A 20,114-nucleotide genomic window follows, 5' to 3' on the forward strand; every position below is an offset into this window, starting at 1 on the left:
AGAGATACTCTTATACTTAGGGTGCCGGGGATATCGGAGGATGTGGATGAACATATGAGATTTGTAATTGTCACAGGCATGTCAGGAGCGGGGAAAAGCTCAGTATTGAAGATGTTAGAAGATAGCGGATATTTTTGCGTAGATAATTTACCAATCCCTTTTATCATGAAATTTGCAAGGCTTGCTGTGAAAGAAAGTGCAAATATTACGAAAGTTGCACTCGGTATTGATATTCGTAGTGGCCAGGCATTAGAGGAACTTGGTAAAGTACTGGAGGATGTGAGATCAGCAGGTTATCAGTATGAGATTTTATTTCTTGAGGCCAGTACAGAAATCTTAGTGAAACGCTATAAGGAAACACGCAGAATGCATCCATTATCAGGGACTGGGCGTGTAGATAAAGGCATTGAATTAGAGCGTAAAAAACTAAAATTTTTAAAGGAACGAGCAGATTATATTATTGATACAAGCAGATTACTTGTACGGGAATTAAAATCAGAGATAGATAATATATTTGTACAGGATGGCACCTATCGAAATTTCTTTATCACCGTGTTATCCTTTGGATTTAAATATGGATTGCCAAATGATGCAGATTTAGTCTTTGACGTGCGATTCTTAGAGAATCCATATTATATTCCAAAACTAAAGTCAAAGACAGGAAATGAACCAGAAGTTAGAGATTTTGTACTTTCGTTAAAGCAAACGGAGGAATTCTTAGCGAAACTTATGGATATGCTATTGTTCCTGATTCCAAATTATATTTCTGAAGGAAAGAATCAATTGGTAATCGGCATTGGTTGCACCGGGGGTAGACATCGTTCGGTTGCATTGACTAATGAAATTACAAGACGATTATCTGCTACGGAATATGGAGTTAAGGCAGAGCACAGGGATGTTGAGAAGGGGTAGAGAAATTTGTCATTTTCGAAAGAAGTTAAGGAAGAAATTGCAAAGCATATCAGCAATGCGAGGCACTGTAGACTTGCGGAAATTGCGGCGCTACTTAGTGCATGCGGCCACGTCATTCAAAAGAATGGGGAGATAAAAAGCATTGTTTTGCAGACGGAAAATATTATAGTTGCAAGAAAATACTTTACATTATTGAGAAAAACATTTAATATTAATACTGAAATTTTAATTAGAAAAAATAAGGTTGGTAAAAACAGTTTGCTTTTCTTGCTCATTGTTAAGCAACCAAAGCAAGTATCACTTTTATATCAGGCAACGAAACTATCCTTACATCATGGATTAGAAGATAAGGCTCTGGTAATGGATTCATTAGTGGTACAGAATACATGTTGTAAACGTGCTTTTGTACGAGGTTTATTTTTAGCTGCGGGCTCTATGAGTGATCCGGAAAAAACTTATCATTTTGAAATTGTATTTCCTGATTTAGAGCGTGCTAGTCAATTACAAGAGATTATCAATTCCTTTCTCATCGAGGCAAAGATAGTACTTCGAAAGAAATATTATGTTGTCTATGTGAAGGAGGGCTCACAAATAGTTGATTTATTGAATATTATGGAAGCTCATACTGGTCTGATGGATTTTGAGAATGTTCGAATCTTGAAGGAAATGAGGAATTCTATCAATCGACAAGTGAACTGTGAAGCTGCTAATATTAACAAAACAGTTACTGCAGCTGCAAAACAAATTGATGACATTCTATTTATAAGGGACACCATGGGATTTGACAACTTAACCGAAGGGTTAGAGGAGATTGCGGAACTAAGAATATCTTATCCAGAAAGCTCTTTGAAGGAGTTGGGGGCAATGTTGAATCCGCCGATTGGTAAATCAGGCGTGAATCACCGATTAAAAAAACTGTGTTGTATTGCAGATGGTCTTAGGCAATAAAAGGAGGAAACAAGCGATGATTTCTAAGAAAATTGTTATCAAAATACCAACAGGATTAGAGGCTAGACCGGTAGCGTTATTGGTTCAGGTAGCCAGCCAGTATGAAAGCAACGTCTATGTAGAATGTGAAGACAAAAAAGTAAATGCGAAGAGTATTATGGGTATGATGAGTCTCGGGCTTCCAGCCGGAGAGGAAGTCAATGTTATCGTAGATGGTTCTGATGAGGAAGTTGCGATGGAAAACATTGAAAAGTATCTTTGTGGAAATAAATAAAATAATCAAGAGCTTTTGCAAAACAGAGATATCTGGAGCAAAAGCTCTTTCTTAATTCATGACAAGGAAAAGTTCTTGTTTTATTATAGATTGACCATACCATATTTCCTTCAATTAAGATTAGCATTGAGAAAACAGGTGTTCTAGTGTTATAATAATAGTATTAGATTATAATAACTAGAATAAGTTCTTATAATTAAATTCGAGATACAATTGGGAGCACCTTTACAGTAGCTTTCATCTTCTGTAAAGTTATATGTTAGGAACGGAGGAGATGGATGGATAATCAGAAAAAATCAAAAGATGGTAAGATTACGCTTCATAAGATTACAAAAATATTGATTGCTGAAGGACTTATCCTTTCGGTACTCTTGATTAGTTTAGCTATGAAGCGGCTATCAGAGTATAAAGAGGATCCACTAGACCATACAAAACCAGTAGTTAACACAGGGGATAATAAGAACAACACGATTTCTCCAACCTCCGATCCAATACTGGAGTTAAAAAAAGAACAAGAAGCAAAGCAACAAGAAGTATTAAAGGAAGCAAAACTCCTAGCTGCTGGTTATGATTATGATAAAGCAATCAATCTGTTAAAATCAGAAGAAGGCTATGAGAATATTGAGTCCTTTATGAATGCAATAACTACCTTTGAAGAGGATAAAAAGGCATGTGTTCCTTTTGGGGCATATAAATCGTCAACTGAGGTAAGTCATTTGTTCTTTCATTCCTTAATCTATGATACTAGCAAAGCATTTGATGGGGAATATGACTCAAATGGTTATAACTATTATATGGTTACCGTGAAAGAATTTAAGGAAATGCTAAACCAGTTATATGAAAATGACTATGTTTTAGTCAGTATTCATGATTTGGTAACGAAGGTGACAAACGAAGATGGAACAACGGCATATCAAGATGGAGATGTTTTATTACCTCCAAACAAAAAGCCGTTTGTGTTATCACAGGATGATGTGAATTATTATGATTATATGGAGGGGGATGGATTTGCCAGCCGTATGGTGATTGATGAAAATGGGAAACCATCCACTTTGATGATAAATGACGATGGAACTACTTCAATAGGGGATTATGACATAGTACCTATTGTTGAGCGGTTTATTGAGGAGCACCCTGATTTTTCCTATCGTGGTGCTAGGGGGGTTATTGCACTGACTGGGTATGAAGGTGCATTAGGATATCGAACGGATCCGGCATCGAAGGATTCTAAGACCTATGATCAGGATAGAGAAACAGTAAAACAGGTAGCAAATGTCTTGAAACAGTATGGCTGGGAATTTGCCTGCCATAGTAATGGGCATCGTGATATGGCTGCCTGTACGGAAGAGTTTTTAAAAAAGGATACGAATAATTGGTTAAAATATGTAGGTTCCTTGGTTGGTGAAACAGATCTTTATATCTTCCCTTATGGTATTGATATTCAAAGTGGGGCGGGGGTTTACAAAAATGCGAAGTTTCAATATTTAGATAGTGTTGGTTTTCACTATTATTTCGGTGTCTTTAAGGAGCCTTGGATACAGGTGAAGGATAATTATGTTCGTATGAGCCGTCGAGCTATTGATGGGCAAGCGATGCTTCAGTATCCGGATCGACTCACAGATATATTTAATCTAAGTACAATTTTGGATGATACAAGACCAGCTTTAAAGTAAAGTAAAGGATAATACATTCACTTAGCAAGGTTGTGTTTGCGCTGCTGCAACAATCTTGGGAGACATAATGCAGCGCAGAAATGAGGAAAGTATGAGTTTTACACACTTGCATGTGCATACAGAGTTCAGTCTTTTGGATGGCTCTGGTAAAATAAAGGAAATGGCTGCTCAGGCTAAAAAACTTGGGATGGATGCACTAGCAATTACAGATCATGGAGTTATGTATGGAGCTATCGATTTTTATCGTGCATGTTTGGCAGAAGGAATAAAGCCAATTATCGGTTGCGAAGTATATGTTGCACCAAATTCCAGATTTGATAAAGAAGGTAGTGCGAGTGAAGAACGATATTTTCATCTGGTGTTACTGGCAGAGAATGATATCGGATATCACAACCTAATAAAAATTGTATCAAGGGGCTTCACGGAAGGTTTTTATTATAAACCAAGAGTAGATTATGAATTATTAAAGGAGTATAGCGAAGGTATCATAGCACTGTCGGCATGCCTTGCCGGAGAAGTAGCGGTGATGCTTCGTAGAAATTTCTATGAGGAAGCAAAAGCTTCCGCCTTAAAATTGCAAGATATTTTTGGTGTTAATAATTTCTTTTTGGAATTACAAGATCATGGTTATCCAGAACAAAAGTCAGTGAATCAAGGATTACTAAGAATTAGTGAAGACACCGGAATTCCGTTGGTAGCAACCAATGATATTCACTATACTTACGATACCGATGAAACAGCCCATGATATATTACTTTGTATTCAAACGCAGAAGAAGGTAGCAGACGAAGATCGTATGCGTTATGAAGGTGGACAATTCTACATGAAATCTCCAGAAGAGATGAGAGAATTGTTCCCATATGCACCGGAAGCATTGGAAAACACAGAAAAGATAGCGAAGCGTTGCAATGTAACGATAGAGTTTGGACATTATAAACTTCCTAAATATGATGTCCCTGTTACCTTTACGGCGAAGGAATATTTAAGAAAACTATGTGAAGATGGATTAGTACGTCGATATAAAGAGCCTCAAGAAGAACTCTGGGAGAGATTGAACTATGAGTTAGAAACAATTGAGAATATGGGTTTTGTCGATTATTTCTTAATTGTCTGGGATTTTATTAAATATGCAAAAGATAATAATATTATTGTAGGGCCTGGACGTGGTAGTGCTGCTGGTAGTGTTGTTTCTTATTGCTTGGAGATTACGAATATTGATCCCATTAAATATAGCTTATTATTTGAGCGATTTCTTAATCCAGAACGTCTTACGATGCCGGATATTGATATCGATTTTTGTTTTGAGCGCAGACAGGAAGTTATTGATTACGTTGTATCTAAGTATGGAAAAGATCGTGTGGTTCAGATTGTTACCTTTGGAACGATGGCGGCAAGAGCAGTAATTCGTGACGTGGGGCGTGCGCTTGACATGCCATATGCGGCGGTCGACGTGGTTGCAAAGATGATTCCAACAGAACTTGGAATTACCATAGAAAAAGCACTTACTATGAATCCGGATTTAAGAAAGCTTTATGAATCCGACCCAGAAGTGAAACACTTAATAGACATGTCAAAGCGTTTAGAAGGTTTACCACGCCATACTTCCATGCATGCAGCAGGTGTCGTAATTAGTAATGCTCCGGCAGATGAATATGTTCCGTTATCTAGGTCTTCGGATGATTCTGTTACCACTCAGTTTACGATGACAACCTTAGAGGAACTTGGATTGCTGAAAATGGACTTTTTAGGACTTCGTACCTTAACAGTGATTCAGAACGCAGTTTTACTTGTAAATCAGGCAAAAGCTAACATGGGAGAAAAAGAAGAGAATTTTCTTAACATTGATGAAATAGATTATAATGATTCCAAAGTACTTGACTTAATTTCTTCTGGAAAAACAGAAGGTATCTTTCAGCTAGAAAGTGCTGGAATGAAAAGTTTCATGAAGGAATTAAAGCCTCAGAATTTAGAAGACATTATCGCGGGTATTTCTCTATACCGTCCAGGACCAATGGACTTTATCCCGAAGTATATTCAAGGAAAAAATAATCAAGGGAGTATACTTTATGAATGTAAGGAATTAGAACCAATCTTATCACCAACCTATGGTTGTATCGTATATCAGGAACAGGTTATGCAAATTGTTCGAGAACTTGCTGGATATAGCTTTGGACGAAGCGACCTGGTGCGCCGTGCGATGTCAAAAAAGAAAGCATCGGTTATGGAGAAGGAGAGGCAGAGTTTCGTATATGGGAATGAAGAAGAAGGGGTGCCAGGATGTATTTCCAAAGGAATTCCGGAAGCAGTTGCCAATCATATCTATGATGAGATGACAGACTTTGCAAAATACGCCTTTAACAAATCCCATGCGGCTGCATATGCGGTTGTATCTTACCAGACTGCTTATCTAAAATATTATTATCCGGTAGAATTCATGGCAGCGCTGATGACTTCCGTGATTGATAATCCAAGTAAGGTAGCGGAGTATATCTATACTTGCCGTCAAATGGGGATTAAACTTCTACCGCCAGATATTAATGAAGGATATGCCATCTTTACAGTAAGTGGTGAAAATATTCGATACGGACTATCAGCCATTAAAGGGCTTGGAAGACCTGTAATTGATGCATTGGTACAGGAAAGAGAAGAGAATGGACCATTTCTTAATTTAAAGGATTTTGCATCAAGGCTTTCTGGTAAAGAAGTGAATAAACGAACCATTGAAAGTTTCATCAAATCGGGTGCCTTTGATAGCATGCCTGGAACAAGAAAACAATTAATGCATATTTATGTCCAAGTGCTTGATGGAGTGAGCCAGGAAAAGAAGAGAGCAATGACTGGCCAGATGAGTTTGTTTGATCTTGATGGTGATGCTAAGGTTTTAAATGAGGAGATTATTTTCCCAGAGGTGGGAGAATATACGAAAGAGGAGTTACTTGCGTTTGAGAAAGAAGTACTAGGAATCTATGTTAGCGGTCACCCATTAGAGGCATATGAAGAACTTATAAAAAGAAATGCAACTGCGAATACTTCAGATTTTATCATTGATGAGGAGACGAATACAGTAAAAGTTGTAGACGGCAATACGGTAACTGTTGGTGGTATGATAACTTCACGTACCTTAAAGACAACCAGAACAAATTCTGTTATGGCGTTTATTACCTTAGAGGATATGTTTGGTACGATGGAAGTTATTATTTTTCCACGTGATTATGAGAAATATAAGTATACCTTGGAAATTGACAATCGAGTATTTATCAAAGGGAAAGCTGCAGTAGAAGAAGATAAGCCTGCGAAACTGATTTGTCAATCGATTATTCCATTTTCGGAGATAAATAAAGAACTATGGATTAAATTTCCAGACAAAGAAACGTTTCTTAACAAGGAAAAGATTTTGTATGAACTCATAAAAAACTATGATGGGAATGATCGAATTACAGTATACTGTGAGAAGGAAAAAGCAATCAAAAAATTACCTCAAAGCCAAAGTGTTATAATTGAAGAGGGACTTCTTGAGAATCTAAGAAATGAGTTTTCAGAGGAGAATATCAAGGTCGTTCAGAAATTATAACTTTCTGTAAAGAATACCCAATTAATGGGATGAAAGCTTTTGAAAGAAATGTAAGCACTTTCATTGGAAAACCAAAGCCAAAGCATCAAAAAAACCTCATATTTTCGCACATTTTCGCTGAAAATGCTATTGAAAAAAGGCAATGAATAGATTACAATATACGCAGATAAAAGGAAAAAATTATCCAAGACAAGGGCGTCCAGGCAAGATTGCCTAATGGAACCTTGTCTTGTATTTATGGCAAGGGAGGTTTGAGGGAATTCCCTTGTAAACATTACCTATGATGGTAGCTATGAAATCCTATCTCCATTCGAAGTTATTTTGCATTTGAATTGGATTTTAAGATTAACCATGTAAGCGTATGTTGACCCGGATAGGAATTTTATACAAAATCATATAGATTCTGGAGGTAATACTATGACAAGTGCGAAAGAAGTAATGTTTGAACAGTTGGGTGCTTCAAATGACGTTACAAGCAAGGTAAAGACAATCGGTATATTAACTAGTGGTGGAGACGCTCCTGGTATGAATGCTGCTATCCGTGCAGTGGTACGTACTGCATTGGCGAATGGATTACAGGTGAAGGGTGTTTGCAGAGGATTCACAGGACTTCTGGAAGAAGATATTGTGGATATGGATGCAAAGAGTGTTTCTGATATCATCCAACGTGGTGGTACAGTTTTATATACAGCACGTTGTCCTGAGTTTATGACAAAAGAAGGTCAGGATAAAGGTGCTGAAATTTGTAAAAAGCATGGAATTGATGGGTTGGTAGTTATTGGTGGTGACGGTTCCTTCCAAGGAGCAAAGCAATTAGCAGCAAGAGGAATCAACACAGTTGGGCTTCCAGGAACGATAGACCTTGACATTGCTTGTACGGATTATACGATTGGTTTTGATACAGCAGTAAATACTGCGATGGAATCCATTGATAAAGTTCGTGATACATCAACTTCTCATGAGCGTTGCAGCATTATTGAGGTTATGGGTAGAAATGCTGGATACATCGCATTATGGTGTGGTATCGCAAACGGAGCAGAGGATGTTCTTACAACAGAGCGTTATGACCATGATGAACAGAGAATTATTAATAACATAATTGAGAAGCGTAAGGTTGGCAAGAAACATCATATCATTGTAAATGCAGAAGGAATCGGCGATTCCTACGGTATGGCAAAAAGAATTGAAGCTGCAACCGGTATAGAAACTCGTGCAACTATTATAGGACATATTCAAAGAGGTGGTAGTCCGACTTGTAAGGACCGTGTATATGCATCTGCTATGGGAGCTAAAGCGGTAGACATCCTATGCAGAGGTGGTAGTAATCGAGTGGTTGCTTATAAGCATGGTGAATTCGTAGACTATGATATTAACGAAGCACTTGCGATGAAAAAGGATTTGGATGAGTATTTATACCAGATGTCAAAGAAGTTATCTAGATAAGCTCTTGCCTTGATAAAGTAAAATGTCATTTCCATTTATGGTAAGAGATTATTCGTATAACAAAAAGCTAAGTACTTAGTTTTGACCGATAGTTTTTTTCGACTATTGATTTTTAAATAAAAGATGAGTAGAATAGAGTGAAGATATAAAAAAGCTGTTAATAATGTTAATTATGCTAATCACTGGCAGATTACGTTATTAACGGCTTTCTTGTTGCTTAATTAGATTTACTATCTATTACATTTGCCATCTATTACATTTGGAGATTGAATTGTGATATAGTAGATTATGGACTACATTTTCAGAAAGGACTCTACATATGAACCCCAGAGCAAAAAAATTCTTATCTTATTACAAACCGTATAGGAAACTATTTTTAGCAGATATGATTTGTGCATTAACTGCTGCCGGTATTTCCTTGGTATATCCGTTAATTGTTCGTTACATTACGCAGGATGTTTTAGTAAATAATGAGATTAATCAAGCAATACAAATTATCATACGATTGGCAGCTGTGCTAGTCGGATTAGCTTTACTCGAATTTGCCTGTAACTTCTTTATTTCTTATAAAGGCCATATCATGGGAGCAAAGATGGAATATGATATGAGGAATGATATCTTCGGACATTTCCAAAAGCTGTCCTTTAATTTCTATGATAATCAAAAAACAGGGCAATTAATGACACGTATCACCAATGACTTATTCGATATTACGGAACTATGTCACCATGGCCCTGAGGATATTGTAATCTCAATAATTAAATTCGTTGGTGCGTTTATTATCTTAGTTCGAATTAACTGGAGATTAACGATCCTACTATTCCTTTTCATTCCGCTGATGTTTGTATTTGCTTACATTATGAAAAGCCGAATGAATCGTGCCTTTCGTAAGAATCGTGAGCGAATTGCTGATATCAATGCACAGATTGAGGATAACCTATCCGGTATTCGTGTAGTAAAATCCTTTGCCAATGAAGAGTGTGAGCTAGAAAAGTTTGATGAAGGCAATCGACGCTTCGTAGACAGTAAAAGTCATGCTTATTGGCAGATGGCAACCTTTCATTCCGGACTTTCTATGTTTACCAATCTTATTAATGTGGCTGTGATTGTCGGTGGTGGAATATTGATTGCTACAAGTGGTATCCTACTAAGTGATATGTTGACCTTTATGTTATATGTCAATAACATCATAGAGCCTATTCGTAAATTGATTAACTTTACAGAGCAGTTCCAAAATGGTATCACAGGGTTTAGCAGATTTATGGAGATTTTAGAGACTGATCCAGACATCGTAGATTCTCCGGATGCGAAAGACTTAAAAAGTGTTCGTGGGGATATTAGTTTTGAAGAGGTATCCTTTAAATACAAGGATACGACAAGCGAAGTGTTCCGAAATATTAATCTCCATGTACCAGCTGGAGAATATATTGCACTTGTAGGTTCTTCCGGTGTAGGAAAAACAACCATGTGCAGTTTAATTCCAAGATTCTATGAAGTTAGCTCGGGTAGAATTACAATTGACGGACAAGACATTCGTAATCTAACATTAAAATCCTTAAGAAAAAACATTGGAATCGTGCAACAAGATGTTTATCTTTTTGCTGGAACGGTTGCAGATAATATCCGTTATGGTGATTTAAATGCATCCATGGAGGAGGTTATTGCAGCAGCAAAAAATGCGAATGCACATGAATTCATTATGAATCTTCCAGATGGATATAATACCTATATTGGACAACGAGGTGTGAAACTTTCAGGTGGACAAAAACAAAGATTAAGTATTGCAAGAGTATTTTTAAAGAATCCACCTATCCTAATCTTTGATGAGGCGACATCATCACTTGACAATGAGAGTGAAAAAATAGTTCAGGAATCTTTGGAGAAATTAGCGAAAAACAGAACAACTTTTGTTATTGCACACCGTTTATCAACGATAAAAAATGCGAGAAACATTATTGTATTAACAGAAGAAGGTATTAAAGAGCAAGGTACTCATGAACAGTTGTTATCCTTAGATGGTATCTATGCTGCTCTCTATCACCTAAATTATAAAAAGCAAGAGGCATAAAAGCGCAACGTGATTAAGTCAAAAAATGGGGAATAGCTTGCGTTCTAAACATTGGAATGATAAAATAAATCGAATGATTGCACAAGATTAAAATACTTTATGGACAGCTTGTTTCTATGAAGATTAGAGCAAGCGGAAAGTGAAAAAACAGGTGCAGGAATAGGAGTTATCCGTATGAATATATTAGAGCAATTAAAAAACGAGTTAGGTATTAAACTAGAACAAGTAGAGGCTACTGTCAAGCTCATTGATGAGGGGAATACGATACCATTTATTGCACGTTATCGAAAAGAAGTTACTGGCTCCTTAAATGATGAGGTATTGAGAAATCTTTCAGAGCGTTTAACTTATCTGCGTAACTTGGAAGAGAAAAAGGCTTCTGTCCTTTCCAGTATCGAAGAGCAGGGAAAATTAACGGAAGAGTTAAAGGCACAGATCGAGGCTGCTGCAACCTTAGTGGTAGTAGAAGACTTATACCGCCCTTATCGACCAAAACGAAGAACCAGAGCGACGATAGCAAAAGAGAAGGGATTAGAGCCACTGTCAGAAATCATCCTTGCTCAGGAGGTTTCTTGTGATATTTTAGAAATAGCTGAGAACTATGTATCGGAAGAGAAGGAAGTAAGTTCTGCGAAAGAGGCTGTGGCTGGAGCGTTGGATATTATTGCAGAGAGTATCTCCGATGAGGCAGACTACAGAATTCATATTCGTAAGCTTACCTTTGAAGAAGGAAGTATTACCTCAGTTGCAAAAGATGCGGAAGCGGAATCTGTTTATGAGCTTTATTATGAATACAGTGAAAAGATTTCCAAGGTAGCAGGACACCGTGTCTTAGCTTTAAACCGTGGAGAAAATGAGAAATTTCTTACAGTAAAAATTACTGCACCAATAGAAAGAATTATGAACTACCTAAAAGGTAAAGTAATAACGAAGAATAATCCATATACGAGTGAATATCTTGCTGCTGCGATAGCAGATAGCTATGACCGATTAATTGCGCCAGCCATAGAACGTGAAATTAGAAATGATTTAACTGAAAAAGCAGAAGATGGTGCAATCAAAGTATTTGGACAGAATTTGACCCAATTATTAATGCAACCGCCAATTACAGGGCAGGTGGTACTTGGGTGGGATCCAGCATTTCGTACTGGCTGTAAGCTTGCTGTAGTGGATGCAACTGGAAAAGTTTTAGATACGGTAGTAATCTATCCGACAGCACCACAAAATAAGGTTGAGGAAGCAAAGACTACATTAAAGAAATTAATTAAGAAATATCAGATTACATTAATTTCTGTAGGTAACGGCACTGCATCCAGAGAATCTGAGCAGATTATTGTAGACTTATTAAAAGAAATACCAGAGCCAATTTCTTATGTAATTGTTAATGAGGCTGGTGCATCAGTATATTCTGCAAGTAAGTTAGCAACCGAGGAATTTCCGAACTTTGATGTGGGACAAAGAAGTGCCGCTTCTATAGCGAGAAGAATTCAAGATCCATTAGCTGAGTTAGTAAAAATTGATCCTAAGTCAATCGGTGTTGGCCAGTATCAGCATGATATGAACCAAAAGAAGCTAAGCGAAGCCCTTGGCGGTGTAGTTGAGGATTGTGTAAATAAAGTTGGTGTTGATTTAAATACCGCATCAGCATCCTTACTTGAATATATTTCTGGAATTACAAAACCAATTGCAAAAAATATTGTTACTTACCGCGAGGAAAATGGTAAGTTTGAGAATCGTAAGCAATTGTTAAAAGTTCCTAAGCTAGGACCAAAGGCATTTGAACAATGTGCAGGTTTTTTACGAATTAATGATGGTAACAATCCGCTAGATGGAACGAGTGTACATCCAGAGTCCTATGAAGCTGCAGAAAAACTTCTTGCGATGATTGGATATGATGTGAATAATTTAAAAGAATTACAAGCGAAGGCAAAAGAGGCGGATGCTCTGAAAGAACAAACGATCAAGGAGCAAAAGCAACCACGAAGAAACAGAAATGAGCGTGAAGATAAAAAAATTAAACTTCAAAATTCGAACTCAGCAATGGGACAGCTATTACTTTCTGCAATAAAGGACGCAGGTGGCGTAACGGATGCAACTAAGGAGAAAGAGAATAAGAATGATACTAACATGGTAAGTACACCAGAAAGTATATCTCATCTTAGTCAGAAAATTAAAGATAAAAAGAAGGTTGCGCAAGAACTTGGAATTGGTGAGATTACGTTAACTGATATAATTAAGGAATTAGAAAAACCAAGTAGGGACCCAAGAGAGGAGATGCCAAAACCAATCTTAAGGACCGATGTCCTTGATATGAAGGATTTAACAGAAGGTATGATCTTAAAGGGAACTGTGCGTAATGTTATTGATTTTGGAGCATTTGTCGATATTGGAGTTCATCAGGATGGGTTAGTGCATATCTCACAGATGTCAAAACAGAAATTTGTAAAACACCCGCTTGATATTGTCAGCGTTGGTGATATTGTAGAAGTAAAAGTGCTCAGTGTCGAAATTGCGAAAAAAAGAATTCAGCTCTCTATGATTTTATAGTAAAAATGCAATATCAAAATAGTTATCAAAAAAAGAGATTAATTAATTTTATTTAAAATACCAGATGGTTTGAATGCGTATTGTTATATTTCTCTATATACCAATGCTTTTTAACGTCATAATATTAATGCATGACATACAGTACCGCACTGGAATTGCATGGCAGAATAATTGTTATAATCAGCCCTGCTATCCAAAGTTTTATTTTGCTTCGGATATGGATTGGGAGTATGTGTAATGATTGTACTGGCAAAAAATACGATTATGTAAAAGACTTACGATGAAACACTAACAAAACTTTAGGTGCTATGTGATCGGATGGAATAAAAAAGATTACTAATTGTAAGAAAGTTATTGACATTTGATAGGCTAAAGGGATAGAATACTTATGCAAATTAAATAAGGAAGTTCTTCGGGGCAGGGGGCAGTTCCCGACCGGCGGTATAGTCCGCGACCGAGTTAATCTCGCTGATTTGGTGACAGTAAAGAAAAATTACTGAATTCCAAAACCGACAGTAAAGTCTGGATGAAAGAAGAAGTTTGTGATGAATTAGAAAGATTAGGGGTATTCCCAAATCTTTTCTTTGTAGCACAACAACACTTAAAACGTAATGTGATACGTGAGTTTAAGCCGCCCTGATAGGATACTATCAGGGCTTTTTTATGTAAAGGCAAATTATCATAACTTTTATGATAAAAAACTACGTTATGTTGGTACATAGCATACAGTGGCTTTTGCCAACAGTGGCAGCGAACCAGTACACATTATCTTACTCCTAGAACCTTCCTTTTATTAAAAAGGAGACGAATATGATGGAAAATTTGGAGAAACTGATGGAAGTAGCAAAAACCAATGGTGGATTTTTGTTACTAAGCGTGGCTATTGTAGCTATTATTGTTGGATCTGCTTATGCAGCAGAGCGTGTCATCGGGAAGAAAATCGGATTAGAAAAAAGAAGAGGAAAACAAAGTGTACGTAGGATGGTTATTATAGCAGTACTGTCTACGATAGCAATCGTTTTGATGTTCTTTGAGTTTCCACTATGGTTTGCCCCTGGCTTTTATAAACTAGACTTTAGCGAACTTCCTGTAATTATTGGAGCGTTTACTTTAGGTCCGGTAGCAGGGATAACAATTGAGTTGATTAAAGTTGTCCTTAATTTGTTAACGGATGGAACTACAACAGCATTTGTTGGGGAGTTTGCAAATTTCTTGATGGGTTGTGCATTTGTTATTCCAGCATCTTTCTTTTATTTCTTAAGAAAGAGTAAGAAAAATGCAGTTATTGGGCTTCTTACTGGAACAATAACAACGACGTTAGCTGGGTGTTTCTTAAATGCTTTTGTCTTATTGCCAAAGTATTCAGAGGCATTTCATACACCAATAGAAGCGTTTATTGCACAAGGAACGGAGAAAATTTCTGCGATCAAGGGTATGCTTTCTTTTGTAGTATTAGCAGTTGCACCGTTTAATTTGATAAAATATGCATTGGTATCGATAATTACGATTTTAATTTATAAGAACATTAGTAAAATTCTAAAAGGAGATTACAACAATTAGTTAGATTTCTGTCTTAGAACGGATAACTTACGTTTGCTAAGACTTGAAATTTCGATGTAATCTGCTATAATTGCATTATAAAATGCAAGGAAGAGGGTGTCTTTATACAATTGCTTCTCCTTAAATGGTTGAACAATACGTTTAAAGGCACCCTTTTTTCGGAATACTTAGGAAACGAGGAGGTAGCATGGGAAAAGAGATTATGTTTCAATACCAAACAAAGGTTAGCGATATGTATCGTTTCCTGATGCATCATGCATACATTGGTGTATCCGGAATTATAAATTTGCTTATTAGTGCGGGCGCACTGGTTCTTCTTTTTGCGGGTGCAGGTGGTGGACAAGCTTTTAGTAATTTAATGCTCATATTAATTGCATCATTATTTACTATTATTAATCCTATCTTGCTTTATTACAAAGCAGCGAAACAAGTAAAACTTACGCCGATGTTCCAAAAACCAATTGATTATTTTATCAATGAGGAAGGAATCTTAGTTACTCAGGGAGAAGAGAAAATACTGATTAATTGGACAGATATCTGGAAGGCAGTTGAAACAAAGCATGCTTTCTACTTCTATCTGTCAATGCGGGGTGCTTATATCTTACCTAAGGAAGCTCTTTTAGAACATGCAGAGGAAATAAAAAAACTAGTAATAGAGCATGCACCTGAAGCGAGAAAAAAGTTTAAGAAATAGAGGGTAGAAATGGTATGATATACGAAAGTTATACGGAAAAGGATACCTACCATCTTGGAAAGCAAATGGGGCAAAACGCACAAAAAGGACAAATATATTGTTTGAGCGGGGACCTAGGCGTTGGAAAAACGGTGTTTACCAAAGGGTTCGCTGCTGGACTTGGAATAACAGAGCCTATCAGTAGTCCTACCTTTACCATTGTACAGGAGTACGAACAAGGAGAACTTCCACTCTATCATTTTGATGTGTACCGTATCGAGGATATTGAAGAGATGGAGGAGATCGGGTATGAGGATTACTTTTATGGTAACGGTGTTTGCCTAATAGAATGGGCTGTTCGTATCAAGGAATTATTACCGAATGATTATATCCAGATAACGATAGAAAAAGATTTGGATAAAGGATTTGACTATCGTAAAATTTCGATTGGAGAAACCCAGTTATAATGGTGGAGAAAAGGTGATAGGAATCTTTTTTGTCGTAAACCTAATAGCATGCTTTAATTTCAACATAATTTTATATACGGAATAAGCATGTGTGTAAGTGGAGGTTAGTATGAAAATATTAGTACTAGATAGTTCTGGATTAGTTGCTTCTGTTGCGATTATGACAGAAGAAACGTTATTAGCGGAATATACTATGAACTATAAAAAAACACATTCACAGACTTTGTTACCAATGCTAGATGAATGTGTGAAAATGTTAGGACTAGAAATATCAGAAATTGATGCAATAGCAGTAGCGAAGGGACCAGGATCTTTTACAGGACTTCGTATTGGTTCCGCAACTGCTAAGGGGTTAGGGCTAGCACTTAACAAACCGATTATAGCAGTACCAACGGTAGATGCAATAGCCTATAATTTGTATGCAACAGAATCTATCATTTGTCCTTTGATGGATGCTAGGAGAAACCAAGTATATACTGGACTATATTCCTTCAAACAAGATGAATTTTGTGTGATAAAAGAACAAACTGCTTGTGATGTAGAAGAGATGATACATTTGGTCAATGATTATCAAAAGCCTGTCATTTATTTAGGAGACGGGGTAGAAGCTTATCAAAAGCAATTGATAGAAGATACGAAGGTACCATTTTATTTTGCACCAGCACATCTATCAAAACAACGAGCTGGAGCTCTGGGAGCACTTGCGTTTCATTATATAAAGGAAGGAAAGTTGGAATCTGCGATGGAACATATTCCAACCTATCTTAGAAAATCCCAAGCGGAGAGGGAAAGAGAAGAGGCTCTTTCGAAAGGAGAGCAAGTTGATAATTCGCAGAATGCGTCCAAGTGATAGTAAAGCGATGGCTGTTATAGAGGAGGAAACTTTTTCGGATCCTTGGAGTGAAGAAAGCTTTTTTAAGGAAGCGACTGAAAAAGATCATATTTATCTAGTAGTAGAAGATGCAGGAAATCTGATTGCTTATTGTGGAATGTGGAATATTGCTGGAGAAGGTTATATTACAAATGTCTGTGTGAAAAAAGAAAAACGAAGACAAGGGATAGGAAAGCAAATGCTAGAGTCCCTCTTAGAGCAAGCTAAGTTATGTAAGATAGAAGCGGTAACTTTAGAAGTTCGTGAAAGTAATCAATCTGCAATCCAGTTGTACGAGCAATTAGGATTTCATAGTGTAGGTAAGCGTAAAGATTTTTATGCACATCCAATAGAAAATGCCATTATCATGTGGCTAAACTTTTAGATTTCTACTAAATATTTGGGGAGTCTTCAACAGAAATAAAGGAGTATTTACAGTGATTTCCACTGTGTTTTACCTTAGTTTCATTGTATAATGAGGAAGTGGAGGAATGTGCTATGGCTCATTTGAATAAGGAACGAAAGAAAAATGCTCTTATTTGTAATGTCTGCGGCAGAGCATTGCGTATGGAAAGAGGGATATTACTAGAAGATGCCTTTATAGTGTCAAAGGAATGGGGTTTTTTTTCAAGCAGAGATCTTGAAGTCCACAGGTTTACTATTTGTGAAAGCTGCTATGATCAGTTGATTGCACAATTTAAAATACCGATTGAGGTTATTGGGAAGTCAGAAGCCTTGTGATGTATGTCACAGGGCTTTTGTCTTGAATTATTTCTTGCTTATGGGTATATAATATGCTAAGATTAAAAATAAGTAGGAGTTTTAAAGTGTTTAAAACTCCTTTCTTTTAGTAATATAAAATTTTAAAAATATGTTGCATGCAAGAAGAACATGCATTGGAATAGATATTGATATGGAGAAATTATTATGCTTGATGTATGTTTATTAGGGACAAGCGGTATGATGCCTTTGCCAGGACGTTGGCTTACAGCATTGATGACTCGTTTAAATGGAAGCAGTTTATTGATAGATTGTGGAGAAGGAACACAAGTAGCAATCCGTGAAAAAGGCTGGAGTTTTCATTCAATTGATGTGATTTGTTTTACACACTATCATGGAGACCACATTAGTGGCTTGCCAGGATTATTATTATCAATGGGAAATGCAGACCGAACTCAACCGGTCACTGTGATTGGTCCGAAAGGGCTTGAACGAGTAGTAAGTGCTCTTAGAGTAATCGCTCCTGAATTACCATTCGAACTAAACTTTATAGAAGTTACAAGTCCACTAGAAACCATTCGGATTAATGACTATGTGATACATGCTTTTCGTGTAAATCATAATGTAATATGTTACGGATATACGATAGAGGTAAAGAGAACAGGAAGATTTATTCCTGAAATGGCAATGGAGAATGAGGTGCCAAAAGAGTTGTGGAGCCGCCTTCAAAAGGGACAAACAATAGAGAAGGATGGACGAATATTCACACCGGATATGATATTAGGGCCACAGCGAAAGGGAATAAAACTTACGTATTGTACAGATAGCAGGCCAGTTCCACAGATAGTAGAGCATGCGAAAGAGTCTGATTTGTTTATCTGTGAGGGTATGTATGGAGAAAAGGAAAAGCAGAGCAATGCTTTAGAGAATAAACATATGACTTTTTATGAAGCAGCAGAGCTTGCAAGGCAAGCAAAAGTAAAAGAATTGTGGCTGACTCATTATAGTCCTTCCCTGACAAGGCCGGAAGAATATATGAAAGAGACAAAAGAAATATTCCCAAACGCGAAGGCAGGTAAGGATAGAAAGAGTGTTACTCTAGAATTTGACAAAAATGAATAGAAAAAGCGATAGAAAGAATATTACGTTGAATTTGAACAAAGTTGATAGAAAGAAAAGCAATAGAAGGTTTCATAAAACTTTCTATTGCTTTAAGAATGTTCTTAGGTGTTAGCATAGACGAAGTATCAATGAAATGGAAGAAATGTCTGTAAAAATGCAGAGTGATGCAGGGCATCTTCTTCTCGTATACTATGCCACAAAGAGTGGCATCTGGGAAAGGATCTGATTATATGAAGGGTTCTAAAAAGAGTTCAAAGAAAAATTCTGTTGTGACAGTGATAATGATGATTATGATAGGGTGTGTGATTGTTGGAACGTTTGCTTATCTGTATAATCGAGAGGATAAAGAAAAAGCAGAGCCAGAAATTGTACAGACAGAGGCGCAAAAACTTCTGGAGAAGGATTTGGAGAGTACATACCCAGCTACGCCAAGGGAAGTAGTTAAGTTATATAGTAGATTTTCAATGTGTATTCATAATGATGAGCTTACGGACGAGGAGTTTAAAAAGCTTGGAGAGAAAGTTCGAATTTTATATGACAAAGAGTTATTAGAAGCAAATCCCTCGGAGGAGTATCTTATGAATTTAGCGACAGAGGTAGCAGAATATCGTAAATCGGAACGTGAGATTAAAAGCTATTCGATAGATTCTGGAGATAATATTATTACTTGGAAAGAAGATGGGGAAGAGTTTGCTAGACTTCTTGCTACATACTCTATGAGAGAAGGGAAGGAGTACAATGTAGTCTGTCATGAATTTTTACTGCGTAAGGATGAAGCTGGATTATATAAGATTCTTGGATGGAGATTAGCTGATAAATCAGACGCCGAATAATTACGATTATGATTTTATAATAGGTAGATTATGATAGAGCTGTCATTAAGGATAGATTAAGTCCTTTATGACAGCTTAGCTTATACGATATATTGTTTAAATTGACGGAGGTTTCGATGGAAGAGTATCAAAAAAATGTAATAATAAAAGAAGATGCAACCATAAAAGATGGTTTTGGAAAAGAAGATGCAACCGTAAAAGATGGTTTAGAAAAAGAAGATATTTATATTTTAGCGATTGAGTCATCCTGTGATGAAACGGCTGCTGCTGTTGTAAAAAATGGTAGAGATATTTTATCGAATATTATATCATCTCAGATCGATTTGCATACCTTGTACGGTGGTGTAGTTCCTGAGATAGCTTCAAGAAAGCATATGGAAAAAATTAATCAGGTAATTGAAGAAGCGTTAACTGTAGCAAATATGGAGTTAA

General features: G+C 36.8%; 18 protein-coding genes and 1 riboswitch (1 of these 19 cut by a window edge). All 18 genes read left to right on the forward strand.

What is annotated here, in order from left to right:
* Nucleotides 1-54: 54 nt before the first annotated feature.
* Nucleotides 55-912: an RNase adapter RapZ gene (gene rapZ, locus CC92_RS0101220; protein ID WP_029502214.1), complete on the forward strand. Its 858-nt coding sequence runs from the start codon at nt 55-57 to the stop codon at nt 910-912.
* 6 nt (nt 913-918) lie between these two features.
* On the forward strand, nt 919-1,860 hold the full coding sequence (gene whiA, locus CC92_RS0101225) for a DNA-binding protein WhiA (RefSeq protein ID WP_029502213.1): 942 nt from the start codon (nt 919-921) through the stop codon (nt 1,858-1,860).
* Between the two features lie 16 nt (nt 1,861-1,876).
* The gene (locus CC92_RS0101230) at nt 1,877-2,134 is read left to right on the forward strand and encodes an HPr family phosphocarrier protein (RefSeq protein ID WP_029502212.1); all 258 of its coding nucleotides are present in this window, start codon (nt 1,877-1,879) and stop codon (nt 2,132-2,134) included.
* 278 nt (nt 2,135-2,412) lie between these two features.
* Nucleotides 2,413-3,807, forward strand: coding sequence for a hypothetical protein (locus tag CC92_RS0101235; protein ID WP_029502211.1), 1,395 nt, complete (start codon nt 2,413-2,415; stop codon nt 3,805-3,807).
* A gap of 91 nt (nt 3,808-3,898) precedes the next feature.
* Nucleotides 3,899-7,378 (forward strand): DNA polymerase III subunit alpha, encoded by a 3,480-nt coding sequence (locus CC92_RS0101240; RefSeq protein WP_029502210.1) that lies wholly within the window; start codon nt 3,899-3,901, stop codon nt 7,376-7,378.
* A gap of 438 nt (nt 7,379-7,816) precedes the next feature.
* Complete coding sequence (gene pfkA, locus CC92_RS0101250; RefSeq protein WP_051650952.1) at nt 7,817-8,821, forward strand: 6-phosphofructokinase; 1,005 nt, start codon at nt 7,817-7,819, stop codon at nt 8,819-8,821.
* 319 nt (nt 8,822-9,140) lie between these two features.
* Nucleotides 9,141-10,889: an ABC transporter ATP-binding protein gene (locus CC92_RS0101255; protein WP_029502208.1), complete on the forward strand. Its 1,749-nt coding sequence runs from the start codon at nt 9,141-9,143 to the stop codon at nt 10,887-10,889.
* 174 nt (nt 10,890-11,063) lie between these two features.
* Nucleotides 11,064-13,436, forward strand: coding sequence for a Tex family protein (locus CC92_RS0101260; RefSeq protein WP_029502207.1), 2,373 nt, complete (start codon nt 11,064-11,066; stop codon nt 13,434-13,436).
* A gap of 127 nt (nt 13,437-13,563) precedes the next feature.
* Nucleotides 13,564-13,674 carry a hypothetical protein gene (locus tag CC92_RS23560; RefSeq protein WP_420358855.1) on the forward strand — a complete coding sequence of 37 codons (111 nt, stop codon included), beginning with the start codon at nt 13,564-13,566 and terminating at the stop codon, nt 13,672-13,674.
* A 166-nt stretch (nt 13,675-13,840) separates the two neighbouring features.
* Nucleotides 13,841-13,978, forward strand: a riboswitch (FMN riboswitch).
* A 268-nt stretch (nt 13,979-14,246) separates the two neighbouring features.
* Entirely contained in the window at nt 14,247-14,996 is a 750-nt protein-coding gene (locus CC92_RS0101265; RefSeq protein ID WP_242841326.1) for an ECF transporter S component, read from the forward strand.
* 187 nt (nt 14,997-15,183) lie between these two features.
* The gene (locus tag CC92_RS0101270) at nt 15,184-15,690 is read left to right on the forward strand and encodes a YcxB family protein (protein ID WP_029502205.1); all 507 of its coding nucleotides are present in this window, start codon (nt 15,184-15,186) and stop codon (nt 15,688-15,690) included.
* Nucleotides 15,691-15,704: 14 nt separating this feature from the next.
* Nucleotides 15,705-16,136: a tRNA (adenosine(37)-N6)-threonylcarbamoyltransferase complex ATPase subunit type 1 TsaE gene (gene tsaE, locus CC92_RS0101275; RefSeq protein ID WP_029502204.1), complete on the forward strand. Its 432-nt coding sequence runs from the start codon at nt 15,705-15,707 to the stop codon at nt 16,134-16,136.
* Nucleotides 16,137-16,245: 109 nt separating this feature from the next.
* Nucleotides 16,246-16,986 (forward strand): tRNA (adenosine(37)-N6)-threonylcarbamoyltransferase complex dimerization subunit type 1 TsaB, encoded by a 741-nt coding sequence (tsaB, locus tag CC92_RS0101280; protein ID WP_029502203.1) that lies wholly within the window; start codon nt 16,246-16,248, stop codon nt 16,984-16,986.
* Nucleotides 16,958-17,392: a ribosomal protein S18-alanine N-acetyltransferase gene (gene rimI / locus CC92_RS0101285; protein WP_155998296.1), complete on the forward strand. Its 435-nt coding sequence runs from the start codon at nt 16,958-16,960 to the stop codon at nt 17,390-17,392. The genes tsaB and rimI overlap by 29 nt, the downstream gene beginning before the upstream one ends.
* A gap of 113 nt (nt 17,393-17,505) precedes the next feature.
* Entirely contained in the window at nt 17,506-17,748 is a 243-nt protein-coding gene (locus CC92_RS0101290) for a hypothetical protein (RefSeq protein WP_029502201.1), read from the forward strand.
* A 186-nt stretch (nt 17,749-17,934) separates the two neighbouring features.
* Nucleotides 17,935-18,849 (forward strand): ribonuclease Z, encoded by a 915-nt coding sequence (locus CC92_RS0101295; protein WP_029502200.1) that lies wholly within the window; start codon nt 17,935-17,937, stop codon nt 18,847-18,849.
* Nucleotides 18,850-19,079: 230 nt separating this feature from the next.
* A complete protein-coding gene (locus tag CC92_RS0101300) occupies nt 19,080-19,682 on the forward strand; it encodes a DUF6715 family protein (RefSeq protein ID WP_029502199.1) in 603 nt (200 codons plus the stop codon).
* 116 nt (nt 19,683-19,798) lie between these two features.
* Nucleotides 19,799-20,114 carry the 5' end (the start) of a tRNA (adenosine(37)-N6)-threonylcarbamoyltransferase complex transferase subunit TsaD gene (tsaD, locus tag CC92_RS0101305; protein WP_242841325.1) on the forward strand. It continues 800 nt past the right edge of the window, so 316 of the gene's 1,116 nt are visible here — the first part of the coding sequence; it begins with the start codon at nt 19,799-19,801; its stop codon lies off the right edge, out of view.

This window comes from Lachnoclostridium phytofermentans, assembly GCF_000733755.1.
Lineage (GTDB): Bacteria > Bacillota > Clostridia > Lachnospirales > Lachnospiraceae > Lachnoclostridium > Lachnoclostridium phytofermentans_A.